We start from the raw sequence: 14,144 nt of genomic DNA on the forward strand, positions 1-14,144 counted from the left end.
CCATTCTGAATTTTATGAGCGCTTAGCAGGATTTATGAGCGCCATTCTGAATTTTATGAGCGCTTGACGGATTTTATGAGCGCCATTCTGATTTTATGAGCGCTTGCCTTTCATCAATCAAAATAAAACCAGAAACCATCCAAATCGATGGTTTCTGGTTTTTCATCTTATCCCGCATTAACTGGCAGTAAGACTCCCACTATCGCGGGAGTTCAACTGCCAGTTAATGCTCGATTGGTTCAACTAACACTCAGTGGGGATGAAAGAGTTCCCCACTGAGTGTAGTTTCACTTTATGCGTCTTGATGCGTGAGTGCTGCGCGAATGAATTCGCGGATGAGCGGTGTTGGGCGCGTTGGACGTGATGCGAATTCTGGATGGAATTGAGTTCCGATGAAGAACGGATGGTCCTTCAACTCAATGATTTCCACTAGATGGCCGTCTGGGCTTTCCCCTGCCACGATCATGCCCGCGTTTTCGAATTGCTCGCGATAGATATTGTTGAATTCGAAGCGGTGGCGGTGGCGTTCGTACACCAATTCGTCGTTATATGCTTCTTGCGCTTTTGTGCCTTCCTTCAACTTGCATGGATGTGCGCCGAGTCGCATATCTCCGCTTGCTTGCTCGATGTCGGAACGCTCCTCGAAATCACGGTTGTTTTCGATGACCGCGTTTTCTGTTTCACTGTCGAATTCGGCGGAATGCGCGTCTTTCATTCCAAGGACGTCACGAGCGAATTCCACTGCAGCAAGTTGCATGCCGAGGCCGACGCCGAAGAATGGAACTCCGTTTTCACGCGCATAACTGATCGCTTCCATTTTGCCGTCGATGCCACGATCTCCGAAGCCGCCCGGAACGAAAATACCGTCTGCGTCTCTCAAGATTTCCTCGACGTTTTCTTTCGTCACTTCTTCGGAATTGATCCAATCGATTTCGATGTCCGTGTCGAACTCGTATCCCGCATGGCGGAATGCTTCCACCGCGGAAATATAGGCGTCTTGGAGCTCGACATATTTACCGACAAGCGCAATTTTCACTTTTCGTGAAAGATTTCTGACGCGGTTCACGAGCTCCTCGATTCCTGTCAAATCCGGCTCTTTCGTTTCAAGGCCGAGGAAATCGACGACGATCTTGTCCATATTTTGCGCATGCAGACGGATCGGAACCTCGTACAATGTTTCTGCATCAAGCGCCTCGATCACTTCTTCCGGCTTGATGTTGCAGAAGAGGGCGATTTTGTCTTTCATTTCCTGAGGGACCGGATATTCGCTTCGGACGACGATCATGTTCGGCTGAATGCCGAGTCCGCGCAATTCCTTTACGCTATGCTGTGTCGGCTTCGTTTTCATTTCACCGGCAGCGTGCAAATACGGGATGAGCGTGTTGTGGATATACATGACATCATCCTTGCCAAGGTCCGTTTTCATTTGACGGATCGCTTCGAGGTATGGAAGCGATTCGATATCGCCGACGCTTCCGCCGATTTCAGTGATGACAACGTCTGCGTTCGTTTCTTGGCCCGCACGTTTGACGAGGCTTTTGATTTCATTCGTAATATGAGGGATGACTTGGACCGTCGCCCCTTTGTAATCGCCGCGGCGCTCTTTCCGCAGGACAGAGGAGTATACTTTCCCCATTGTGACATTGGAGTATTTGTTCAATTTGATGTCGATGAACCGTTCATAGTGACCAATGTCGAGGTCGGTTTCCGCACCGTCTTCCGTGACGAAGACTTCCCCATGCTGGTATGGGCTCATCATACGCGGGTCCAAATTGATGTATGGGTCGAATTTTTGGTTGGTGACTTGAAGGCCCCTGCTTTTCAGTAGTCTTCCGAGGGATGCCGCATTGATTCCTTTTCCTAAAGATGAAACAACTCCGCCGGTTACAAAGATATATTTTGTCATCTGTAGCTCCTCCTTTGTGTTAGGGGTTCGGTTTTGTGTAATAAAATACAAAAAGCGCTCCACTGTAGTCTATCTACAAGAGGAGCGCTTATACACGGATTCATGTGTCCTTTTTCAAGGAGCCCAAATAGAAGCTTAAATCCTTAAACGCCCGAAGTCAAGTGGAAAGTATTAGAGAAGGTCCTCTTCTTCTTCATCTTCCTCATCTTCTTCGTCTTCGTCATCAATATCCAATTCTTCGTCCGGAACGATTTCGAGGCCTTCCTCATCATCGATTAGATCTTCCTCAATCTCGATGATTTCCTCTTCTTCTTCTTCATCTTCCAAATCGTCTTCATCATCATCGAGTTCGTCGAATTCTTCATCAAACAATTCGTCCTCGTCGACTTCTTCTTCCTCTTCTTCCTCTTCCTCATCGTCATACGCTTTTTTCTTTTTCTTTTTGCGGACTTTAACGACAGGAGCAGTCTCTTCCTCGATTTGATCGACTGGATACCATTCGCGCAAGCCCCATTGGTTATTATTAATGGCAAGGAATCTTCCATCGATATTCATATCTGTGTAGAATTGGAGAAGCCTGTCCTTCATTTCACTCTCCGACATTCCTGTCAATTCACGGATTTCATTCAATAATTGTTCAAGTGTCAATGCTTCCCGTCGTTCCGTCAATACGGCATAAGCAATATCGATCATCGATTCTTCTTGTAGTTCTTCTTTCGTCAATTCATGTAAATTCAACGTACGCACGTCCTTTCTCTGAGCAAAAGCATACTAATCATTATATACAATGAAGTGCCTGTTATGCTACCATCTTCTACTCTTCTTGAAGCGTTGGAATTCTTTGACGCTGAGGAAGCCAAGATAAAAGGCGGCAAGCAAGAAAGGGATGGCACCGTAACCCGCACCGTATAAGGAAAAGATGAGGATGATAATCACTATGATGATCAATACATGTTGATATGCTTTCATCTCCCCACCTCTTTCCCCTGTTCTATTTATTATACGTGGAAGGAACAGGCAAAATCCACTTTTTGTAATGATTTTTCGAAATGTTTTTAATGGAAATTTGGATATCCAAAAAAGAACGCCCTCGTGCAAGAGCGTTCCCTTTTCATTCATTACATATTCCGGCGGTATTGGCCGCCAACTTCGTATAGTGCGTTCGTAATTTGGCCGAGACTTGCGACTTTGACGGTGTCCATTAGCTCTGCGAAAATGTTGCCGCCGGTCACTGCGACTTGCTGCAGTTTGCGCAACGCTTCTTCTGCCGCATCACTGTGCTGCGATTGGAATGCGCGCAAGTTGGCGATTTGCGTCTCTTTCTCTTCCCTTGTCGCACGGGCGATTTCCATATTGTCGATGTCCTCTTCGGAAGGTGGATTCGGGTTCAAGTATGTGTTCACGCCGATGATCGGCAGTTCGCCCGAGTGCTTCTTCATTTCGTAGAGCATCGATTCTTCCTGGATTTTGCCTCGCTGGTATTGCGTCTCCATCGATCCAAGCACTCCGCCGCGGTCGTTCAGGCGGTCGAATTCCTGGAGGACGGATTCTTCGACGAGGTCCGTCAATTCTTCGATAATGAAAGATCCCTGAAGCGGGTTTTCATTTTTCGATAAACCGTGCTCTTTCGTGATGATCATCTGGATCGCCATCGCGCGTCGCACCGATTCCTCCGTCGGCGTCGTGATTGCTTCGTCGTAGGCATTCGTATGAAGCGAGTTGCAGTTGTCCTGCAATGCCATAAGCGCTTGGAGCGTCGTCCTGATGTCATTGAAGTCGATTTCTTGCGCATGCAAGCTTCGACCGGATGTTTGCACGTGATACTTTAGCTTCTGGCTCCGTTCGTTCGCTCCGTATTTCTCGCGCATCGCGACCGCCCAGATTCTGCGAGCGACACGTCCGATGACCGTATACTCCGGATCCAAGCCGTTCGAAAAGAAGAACGATAAGTTCGGAGCGAAATCGTCGATATTCATGCCGCGGCTCAAATAATACTCGACGTACGTGAAGCCGTTCGCGAGCGTGAACGCGAGCTGTGAAATCGGGTTCGCGCCCGCTTCCGCAATATGATAGCCGGAAATCGAGACAGAGTAGTAGTTCCGCACTTTTTGGTCAATGAAATACTGTTGGATATCGCCCATCATGCGGAGCGCAAATTCCGTCGAGAAGATGCACGTATTCTGCCCTTGGTCCTCTTTCAGGATATCCGCTTGAACCGTTCCGCGGACGACTTGCAACGTGGCGTTGCGGACTTCCGTGAATTCCTCAATCGTCAACACACGGCCCAGTTCTTCCTCTTTGCGCTTCACTTGCTGGTCGACAGCCGTATTCATGAACATCGCGAGAATGATCGGCGCGGGACCGTTGATCGTCATCGAAACGGACGTCGACGGCGCGCATAAGTCAAAGCCGTCATACAGCTTTTTCATATCTTCGAGCGTACAGATGCTGACGCCGGATTCTCCGACTTTCCCGTAAATGTCAGGACGTTCGTCAGGATCTTCACCGTATAACGTGACCGAATCGAATGCCGTGGACAACCGTTTTGCATCATCGTCCTTCGACAAGTAATGGAAGCGGCGGTTCGTCCGTTCCGGAGTTCCTTCGCCTGCGAATTGGCGTTTCGGATCCTCGCCTTCCCGCTTGAACGGGAAAACCCCTGCCGTATATGGGAATGAACCCGGGACATTCTCTTTGTACACCCAGCGAAGGATTTCACCGTAATCCTTGAATTTCGGCAACGACACTTTCGGAATCTTCAACCCTGACAAACTTGTCGTTGTCAGTAGGGTACGAAGTTCTTTATCACGGATTTTCGTAATGAATTCATCACCCGCATATGATTCTTTCAAAGTTCCCCAGTTGTTGAGAATCCGCTTTGATTCCGCAGAAAGTTCCTCACGCACGCCTTCTGCTAGCGACTCGAGTGAAGCGGCGAGTACATTATCCGATGATTTTTCATTCACAGCCTCAATTGCGCCTTCTAGTTGGAATAAACGGCGGGCAAGGTCTACTTGCTGTGCGGATTTCTTATGGTAGTCGCGGATCGTGCCCGCGATTTCACGTAAGTAATGGGTGCGATCGGTCGGAATAATGACGTTCTGCTTTTGCGTCTTCACGAAATCAGCATAGGACGTCTCCCAATCGAGGCCGCATTTTTCATTCAACTTGGAAACGAGCGCAGCGAACAGCGAGTTCGTCCCTTTGTCGTTGAATTGGCTCGCAATCGTGCCGTAGACAGGCATCGTGTCGAGATCCTTATCGAAAAGGAGATGGCTCCGTTGGTACTGTTTCTGTACTTGGCTGAGCGCGTCCTCGGACCCTTTCCGCTCGAATTTATTAATGACAATCAGATCCGCGAAATCGATCATATCGATTTTCTCGAGTTGCGTCGGCGCGCCGAATTCACTCGTCATGACATACATCGACACGTCGGACACTTCCGTGATTTCCGCATCGCCTTGCCCGATTCCGCTCGTCTCAACGATGATCAGATCGAAGCCTGCCGTTTTCACGACGTCGAGCACGTCTTTGATGGCGCCAGATAGCTCGGATCGTGATCCGCGTGTAGCGAGGCTGCGCATGAAGACGCGCTTATTGAAGATGGCGTTCATACGGATCCGGTCGCCGAGCAGCGCACCGCCCGTCTTCTGCTTCGTCGGGTCGATCGAGAGGATAGCAACTTTCTTATCCGGCAATTCGCGCAAGAAACGGCGGATCAATTCGTCGGTGAGTGAAGATTTCCCTGCTCCCCCCGTACCTGTAATCCCGAGGACAGGCGTGTGTTTCGATAATTCCCTCGCTTTTTGGATGAGTGTAATCGCGTCACGGTTTTCCTTGTTATACATTTCCTCCGCGTACGTAATCAAATTGGCAAGCACTTCCGGATTGTCCGTGCCCACTTTTTCAAGATTGGCCATTTCGTCTTCCACTTCAGTAAGGAAATCGCATTCCTCCACCATCCGGTTGATCATCCCTTGGAGCCCCATCTTACGGCCGTCCTCAGGCGAGAAGATCCAAGCGATACCGTAGTCATGCAATTCCTTGATTTCCTTCGGCAAAATGACGCCGCCACCGCCGCCGTAAATGCGGATATGCGGAGCTCCTTTTTCCTGCAGAAGATCGTACATATATTTGAAGTATTCGACATGCCCGCCCTGATACGAGGAAATGGCAATCCCTTGCACATCTTCCTGGATTGCCGCATTCACGACCTCCTCAACGGAACGGTTATGGCCAAGGTGGATCACTTCCGCCCCCGTCGACTGGAGGATACGGCGCATAATATTGATCGACGCGTCATGCCCATCAAATAAACTCGACGCCGTCACAAAACGAACATGATGCTTCGGTTTATAAATCTCAGTTGTAACCATTTATCGCACACCCCTTCTCTTTGTAGTGCCCTTTTGTGGTGCCTGCGCAGCACACAATTCAGTTTATTAACTACAATTGCACGAATTAGAAACAGAAAGCTGATTAATGCAACCTCTTGTTAATTAACAACTGTATTTTTATGCTGAAAGTTGAATTTCCATAATCGCACCATGCACAGGCACCCGTACAATTTATTGGTTCTTCACGATTCCCTTGAATAATTGATCCGTCTGAAAGCTGATGAACTCCTCAATGTTGTAGGTGCCGCGCAATGCCCATCTTCGGAATGCCCACATTTGGCCTTGGATGACGACGTGGTGCGCTGCCATATCTACTGCTTCTTCGTCGATGCGCATTTCACCCGACCTGACGCACGCTTGCAACAGGTTCTTGAATAACGCGACCATTTCCATCTCTTTTTTGAGGACGTATTGGAGGGCGTCCTTCGGCAATGATTTCGATTCCTGGTACATGACGACGAATTCGTCCGACATGTCGTCAATCAGGTGATAATACGTGTCAATCGCCATACGAAGTCCTTCAATATTCCCTTCTTGGTCCATCAAGGTCGACAGGCGGCTTTGCACTTCATTGTAAATGCTGTCACAAACGAGATAGAGGACGTCTTCCTTCGTCCGGATGTATTCATAAAGCGTGCCGATGCTGAAGCCTGCCGCTTTGGCAAGTTCCCTCGTCGTTGCTCGGTGGAATCCTTTCTCCTTGAATAGCTGGACGGCTCCATCAATGATCTGCTCGCGCCTCTTTTCAATCAAACTTTCATCTTTGACAGACGACTTTACTTCACGTTTCACTTGCATCATGCACCCCCGATTATTTTGTCAACATGCGGGAGATGACGAGTCTCTGGATTTCCTGCGTTCCTTCGTAGATTTGCGTAATCTTCGCGTCACGCATGAATCGCTCGACCGGATAATCCTTCGTATAGCCGTAGCCGCCATACACTTGGACCGCCTCCGTCGTCACTTTCATCGCCGTATCTCCTGCCATCAGTTTCGCCATCGCGGATGCTTTTCCATACGGCAAGTCGTTCGATTCAAGCCATGCCGCTTGGTATGTGAGCAATCGGGAAGCTTCTGTCGCAGTCGCCATGTCCGCGAGTTTAAAGCCGACGCCTTGGTTCGCCGCAATCGGCTTGCCGAACTGGACGCGCTCCTTCGCATAATCGACCGCCGCGTCAAGCGCACCTTGCGCAATACCGACCGCTTGGGCAGCAATCCCGTTCCGGCCGCCGTCCAACGTTTTCATTGCGATAATGAATCCTTCGCCTTCCGCCCCTAACATGTTCTCCTTCGGCACGCGGCAGTTGTCGAACATAATTTCCGTCGTAGGAGACGAACGAATGCCAAGCTTCTTCTCCTTCTTCCCGACTGAGAAGCCTGCAAAGTCCTTCTCAACGATGAAAGCACTCGTGCCTTTATGCTTCGACTCTGGATCGGTCACCGCGAACACGATGTAAATATCAGCAATTCCACCGTTTGTAATGAAGATCTTCGAGCCGTTTAAAACGTAGTCGTCGCCATCAAGCTTCGCAGTCGTACGCATGCCTCCAGCATCAGATCCGGAGCCCGGCTCAGTCAAACCGTACGCGCCAATTTTCGTACCCTCTGCCATCGGGCGAAGGTACTTCTGCTTCTGCTCTTCTGTACCGAATTTGTATACAGGCCATCCAGCAAGAGACGTGTGCGCTGATAATGTAACGCCAGTCGACGCGCAGACACGAGACAATTCCTCAACCGCGATGCAATATGCAAGATAATCGCTGCCGATGCCGCCATATTCCTCAGGCCAAGGGATCCCCGTCAATCCGAGCTCAGCCATCTTATGCCAAATATCCATATCAAAACGTTCTTCCTCATCGCGCTCTGCAGCTGTCGGCGCAACATCCTTCTCCGCAAAATCACGCACCATTTTCCGAATCATCTCATGCTCTTCCGATAATTTAAAATCCATGTCAACTTCCTCCTTGGGGTTTCTCGTATGGTACCTGCGCACCACACAATTCAGTTTATTAGCTACAATTGTATAAACGAAATACGATAATACTTATAGAATACTGTTCTACCAGTTAACCAACTAATTATTATCCATTTTATCAAACTATCATAAATGCACCTTGCACAGGCACCAACAAAAAGCCGATTTACTTTGTGAGGTGTTTGTTGATGACGATGCGTTGGATTTCGCTTGTGCCTTCGTAGATTTGCGTTACTTTGGCGTCGCGGAAGTAACGCTCGACCGGGTAGTCTTCGGTGTAGCCGTAGCCGCCGAAGACTTGGACGGCTTCGATGGCGTTGTCCATTGCGGTTTGTGAGGCGAATAGTTTTGCCATTGAAGCCTCTTTGCCGCATGGTTTCCCTTCCGCGCGAAGCTGGGCGGCTCGGTAGACGAGGAGCCTTGCAGCTTCGGATGCTGTCGCCATATCCGCTAATTTGAAGCCTACGCCTTGGTTTGCCGCGATCGGCTTGCCAAATTGCACACGTTCTTTCGCATACGCGGCAGCCGCTTCGAGAGCCGCTTCGCCAATGCCAAGCGCTTGCGCTGCGATGCCGATCCGGCCAACGTCGAGGTTTGCCATTGCAATTTTGAAGCCCTCTCCCTCTTCACCGAGACGGTTTTCCGCGGGTACTTTCATATCTTCGAATGTGAGCTGCACGGTTCGCGATCCGTGAAGACCCATCTTTTCTTCATCTTTTCCGATGATCAAACCCGGCGTATTTTTATCAACAATGAAGCCCGTAATGCCGTACGTCCCTTGCGACGGATCGGTTGATGCGAAAACGATATAGACGTCCGCTTCCCCGCCGTTTGTAATGAACACTTTCGAGCCGTTCAGTACGTAATAATCGCCTTTGTTTACAGCCTTTGTCTTCAGTGAGCCTGCATCCGAACCTGCACCCGGCTCCGTCAGACAGAAGGCGCCTAAATATTCGCCTGACGCCATTTTTGGCAAGTAGCGGTTTTTCTGCTCTTCATTTCCGAAATACATGATCGGGTTCGTGCCGACGGATGTATGGACGGAGAGGACGACGCCCATGACCGCGCTCACTTTCGACAGCTCATGGATAGCGATAATATAGGAAACGAAGTCCATCTCTGAGCCGCCGTATTTTTCGGGTACTGTGATGCCCATCAAGCCGAGCTCCCCCATTTTCGTAAGGATTTCACGAGGAAACTCCCCCGCTTCCATACGCGGAATGAACGGCTCGATTTCCGATTTCGCAAAGTCCCTCACCATCGTGCGCATCATCTGCTGTTCTTCGGTGAATGTTAAATTCATTGGAATTAACTCCTTTGTAAATGAAATTCCTTATAAAGATGCCAGTTCGGAATGAATATCGATCGAATCTATGGACTTATCTATCGAATATGGATAGTTATCTATTGAATCTACATTGTTATCTATCGAATCCGGGAAGTTATCACCATTTCATGACCTTTGAACTAGCGCAATTCACATAAGATTAATATTCATAAAATCCGCGGCCCGATTTCTTGCCGAGCCAGCCTGCATTGACGTACTTTCGCAACAATGGGCAAGGGCGATATTTCGAATCGCCGAAGCCTTCGTGAAGCGTTTCCATAATGTATAAGCATGTGTCGAGTCCAATGAAATCCGCCAATTGAAGAGGCCCCATCGGATGGTTCATACCGAGCTTCATCACTTCGTCGATCGCTTCCTTCGATGCAACTCCCTCATACAATGTGTATATCGCTTCGTTGATCATCGGCATAAGGACACGGTTTGCGACGAATCCCGGGAAGTCATTCACTTCAACCGGCGTCTTTGCTAGTTTGTGTGTCATGTCCTCGACAGCTTGATACACTTCATCCGATGTCGCGAGCCCGCGGATAATTTCAACGAGTTTCATGACGGGCACCGGATTCATATAGTGCATGCCAATGACGTTTTCGGGACGGTTCGTTGCCGCTGCGATTTCCGTGATCGGAAGCGATGATGTATTCGACGCCAAAATCGCATGCTTCGGCGCAATGCCATCCAATTTCGCGAAGATCGATTTTTTGATATCCATATTTTCAACCGCTGCTTCGATAACTATGTCGACATCATGCGCATCCTGCAAATCGAGCGATTTCGTGATCCGACCAAGCACTGCCGCTTTTTCATCTTCCGTCATGCGGCCTTTCTCAACGTTGCGGGAAAGATTCTTCGTAATAACCGCAAGTCCCTTCTCATAGGACTCCTCTTTAATGTCATTTAATTTCACATCGAATCCCGCTTGCGCACACACTTGGGCGATGCCTCCGCCCATTTGTCCAGCTCCGATGACCATCACTTTTTTGATTTCCATAATGAAAGTACCTCCGTCTCCGATAAATGATTGCTACTGATGCCGTAAATGCTCATAAAATCATGCAAGTACGCATAAATTCGTTCAAACACTCATAAATTCATACAACGGCGCATAATCGCTTACAAACGCGCATAACTCACTATAAAACTCCATAAACGCTCGAAATCACGTATAAATCAAATCCGCTAAGTTACGCTTTCGCCACTTCAATCATAATCGCATCGCCTTGCCCGCCGCCTGAACAGATAGCAGCAATACCGATACCGCCTCCACGTCGTTTCAGTTCATAAGCGAGTGTTAGGATGATCCGCGCCCCGCTTGCGCCAATTGGATGGCCGAGTGCGACCGCTCCACCGTTGACGTTCACTTTTTCAGGGTCGAGTCCTGCGATTTGCGAGCTTGCAAGAGCGACAGCCGCGAATGCTTCATTTATTTCAAATAAATCAATGTCCTTAAATTCTTTCCCCGTCTGCTTCAGCAATTCATTAATGACGAGGCCTGGTGTTTGTGGGAAGTTTTCCGGTTCGATGGCAACTTCAGCATGGCCAATTATCGTTGCAAGAGGCTGTTTCCCTGCCTTCAACGCACGCTCTTCATTCATAAGCACAAGCGCGCATGCACCATCATTGACGCCCGGCGCATTGCCTGCCGTGATCGTGCCATCGTTGCCGAATGCCGGTCGAAGTTTCCCAAGTGATTCAAGGGAAGTGTCTCGACGCGGCGCTTCGTCCGTATCAACAACGACCGGCTCCCCTTTTCGCTGAGGAATCTCCACTGCGACAATTTCTTCCGCGAACTTCCCTTCGTCGATCGCCGCATTCGCCCGCTCATGGCTGCGCAGCGACCATTCATCCTGCATTTCACGTGTTAATGAAAACTCGCTCGCCGTCCCATTACCATACGTCCCCATATGGACGCGGTCCGGGGAAAATGAACAGGACAGGCCGTCATAGATCATGCCGTCCACCAATGGCGCATCGCCCATCTTCAAGCCAAAACGCCCTTTCGGCAAATAATACGGCGCGTTCGACATCGATTCCATGCCGCCCGCCACGATCACTTCTTCGTCTCCGAGCCTGATAAGCTGATCGCCGAGCGTGACGCTCCGCATGCCGGATGCGCATACTTTATTCACCGTTTCGGTTTTCACAGACCACGGAAGCCCCGCCTTCACTGCCGCCTGCCTCGAAGGGATCTGTCCCTGACCCGCCTGCAGCACCGTCCCGATGATCACTTCATCGACTTCCTCTTCCTTCACACCCGACCGTTTCAACGCTTCCTTAATCGCGATTCCGCCTAGATCACTTGCCGTTTTCGTGGATAAAGCACCGCCAAACTTTCCAAACGGCGTCCGTGCCCCGTCCAAGATGACTGTTCTGCCCATTCCCTTCTCCTCCATTTCAGCATGATAACGTTTTCATTTTCGCATAAAGCGCGATGACTGAACGCTCGCTCAGTAGCTTTTCGAAAAAAAGGGGAGCACGTAGACTCCCCCTTTCACAGAAGCATTTCCGCTCCCAATTTTCTCAATTATATCGTTCTTTCTAAACTCTCGCAATATATCTTACTGTAAAATCGGCTCCTCTTCCTCCACAACAGCAGGTTGGAAGTCTTCACCGAAAATGGATCGCTCAAGCAATTCCGCGATGTCGTACGTACCGACTTTCTCTTCCACTTCGATCGCCTTCGTTCCGTCTGAAAGCATCGTCAAGCAATAAGGACATCCAGAAGAAATGATGCCCGGGCTCACTTCCATCGCCTGTTCCGTACGGGCAACGTTGACGCGGTGACCAGCATCCTCTTCCATCCACATAAGTCCGCCGCCCGCTCCACAGCACATGCCGTCCTGGCGGTTCCGCTTCATTTCAACGAGGTTGACGCCCGGAATTGCTTTCAGGATTTCCCTTGGCGCATCATACACATCGTTGTATCTGCCGAGGTAGCACGAATCATGGAACGTGATCGTTTCATTGATTTCATGGACCGGCTTCAGCTTTCCTTGTATGACGAGGTCGTACAGCATTTCGGTATGGTGGAGCACTTCCGCCTTAAAGCCGAAATCCGGATATTCGTTCTTGAAAATATTATATGCATGCGGGTCGATCGTGACGATTTTCTTGACACCCGCTTTTTCAAATTCGTCGATGTTGGAAGTCGCGAGTTCTTGGAATAAAAACTCATTCCCCAAACGTCGCGGCGTATCGCCGGAGTTCTTCTCTTTATTCCCAAGGATCGCGAATTTGACGCCCGCTTCATTCATGAGATGCGCGAAAGCAAGCGCAATCTTTTGCGAACGGTTGTCGAAAGCGCCCATCGAGCCGACCCAGAAGAGGTATTCGAACTCTTCGCCCGCCTTCTTCATTTCCTTCACTGTCGGAATATGAAGGTCCTCACGTGCATCACGCCAGTTCTCCTTCTCTTTCCGGTTAAGCCCCCACGGATTCCCTTGGCGCTCGATATTCGTCATCGCACGCTGCGCATCCGCATCCATCTTCCCTTCCGTCATCACGAGGTAACGTCGTAGATCGATGATTTTGTCGACGTGCTCGTTCATGACTGGACATTGGTCTTCACAGTTCCGGCACGTCGTGCACGCCCAAATTTCCTCTTCGGTAATGACATCGCCGATAAGGGATGGGTTGTAAATATCGTCGAGTGTCGCGCCTTCCAAACCTGCAGCTAACGCGATCTGATTCCCTTTCGTATTTCCGAATGCGAATGTAGGCACCCAAGGCTGTTTCTTCGTGACAAGTGCGCCTGTATTCGTCAGGTTATCACGCAGTTTTGTAATCAAATCCATCGGGGACAGCATCTTGCCCGTCCCGGTCGCCGGACACATATTCGTACAGCGTCCACATTCTACACATGCATAGAAGTCGATCATCTGTTTCTGCGTGAAATCGGTGATCTTACCGACACCGAGCGCAGGCATATCATCTTCGTCTTCCACTTCTTCAAGTGCTTCAAAGTCGATCGGCGCGAGTTTGCCACGGCGATCAAAACGCATCATGTATGTGTTGACGGGACCTGCGATCAAGTGCGCATGCTTCGATTGCGGCACGTACACGAGGAACGTAAGCAATGTGAGCAAGTGGACCCACCAAGCGATGAAGAAGACGACTGCAGCCACCGTCGGGCTCATGAAGCTGAAAACGCTTGCAATTGCAGACGCCATTGGCTCTGTCCACGTTGGTTCATGCCCTTGCCAAATCATGTTCATGCCGTTTGATACGAGTGTCGACACCATAAGCGTACCGATGAAGATGAGGACTAGCCCTGATTTCCAGCCTCGCTTCAAGCGGACGAGCTTTTCAACATAACGACGTTGGAACGCCCAAACGACCGCGACCAAAATGACAGCTACAACGATTTCTTGGAAAAACGTAAATCCGCCGTAAATCGGCCCGAACGGCAAATGCGACCCAGGCTTCAGCCCTTTCCAGATGAGGTCGATCGCCCCGAACTGGACGAGCAGGAATCCATAGAAGAACATAACGTGGATCGCTCCACTTTTCTTATCCTTCAAT

Annotated in this window: 10 protein-coding genes; all 10 read right to left on the bottom strand. The window is 49.7% G+C overall.

What is annotated here, in order from left to right; translation table 11 throughout:
* Positions 1–292: 292 nt before the first annotated feature.
* On the bottom strand, positions 293–1,906 hold the full coding sequence (locus tag AWV70_RS10400) for a CTP synthase (protein WP_060206804.1): 1,614 nt from the start codon (positions 1,904–1,906) through the stop codon (positions 293–295).
* Between the two features lie 171 nt (positions 1,907–2,077).
* Entirely contained in the window at positions 2,078–2,653 is a 576-nt protein-coding gene (gene rpoE / locus AWV70_RS10405) for a DNA-directed RNA polymerase subunit delta (protein ID WP_306464389.1), read from the bottom strand.
* 57 nt (positions 2,654–2,710) lie between these two features.
* The gene (locus tag AWV70_RS23810; protein ID WP_160327645.1) at positions 2,711–2,875 is read right to left on the bottom strand and encodes a hypothetical protein; all 165 of its coding nucleotides are present in this window, start codon (positions 2,873–2,875) and stop codon (positions 2,711–2,713) included.
* Between the two features lie 149 nt (positions 2,876–3,024).
* A complete protein-coding gene (gene icmF / locus AWV70_RS10410; protein ID WP_060206810.1) occupies positions 3,025–6,282 on the bottom strand; it encodes a fused isobutyryl-CoA mutase/GTPase IcmF in 3,258 nt (1,085 codons plus the stop codon).
* Between the two features lie 192 nt (positions 6,283–6,474).
* The gene (locus AWV70_RS10415) at positions 6,475–7,101 is read right to left on the bottom strand and encodes a TetR/AcrR family transcriptional regulator (protein WP_060206813.1); all 627 of its coding nucleotides are present in this window, start codon (positions 7,099–7,101) and stop codon (positions 6,475–6,477) included.
* A 13-nt stretch (positions 7,102–7,114) separates the two neighbouring features.
* Positions 7,115–8,254 carry an acyl-CoA dehydrogenase gene (locus AWV70_RS10420; protein ID WP_060206815.1) on the bottom strand — a complete coding sequence of 380 codons (1,140 nt, stop codon included), beginning with the start codon at positions 8,252–8,254 and terminating at the stop codon, positions 7,115–7,117.
* A 190-nt stretch (positions 8,255–8,444) separates the two neighbouring features.
* Positions 8,445–9,581, bottom strand: a complete 1,137-nt coding sequence (locus tag AWV70_RS10425; protein ID WP_060206817.1) for an acyl-CoA dehydrogenase — start codon at positions 9,579–9,581, stop codon at positions 8,445–8,447.
* 184 nt (positions 9,582–9,765) lie between these two features.
* Positions 9,766–10,614, bottom strand: a complete 849-nt coding sequence (locus AWV70_RS10430; protein ID WP_060206819.1) for a 3-hydroxybutyryl-CoA dehydrogenase — start codon at positions 10,612–10,614, stop codon at positions 9,766–9,768.
* 193 nt (positions 10,615–10,807) lie between these two features.
* Positions 10,808–12,001 carry an acetyl-CoA C-acetyltransferase gene (locus AWV70_RS10435; protein WP_060206821.1) on the bottom strand — a complete coding sequence of 398 codons (1,194 nt, stop codon included), beginning with the start codon at positions 11,999–12,001 and terminating at the stop codon, positions 10,808–10,810.
* A gap of 180 nt (positions 12,002–12,181) precedes the next feature.
* Positions 12,182–14,144: (Fe-S)-binding protein (locus AWV70_RS10440; RefSeq protein WP_235588621.1), on the bottom strand; the 1,963-nt coding region annotated here is incomplete at its 5' end.

It is taken from the genome of Sporosarcina koreensis (assembly GCF_001531445.1).
Classification (GTDB): Bacteria; Bacillota; Bacilli; order Bacillales_A; family Planococcaceae; genus Sporosarcina; species Sporosarcina koreensis_C.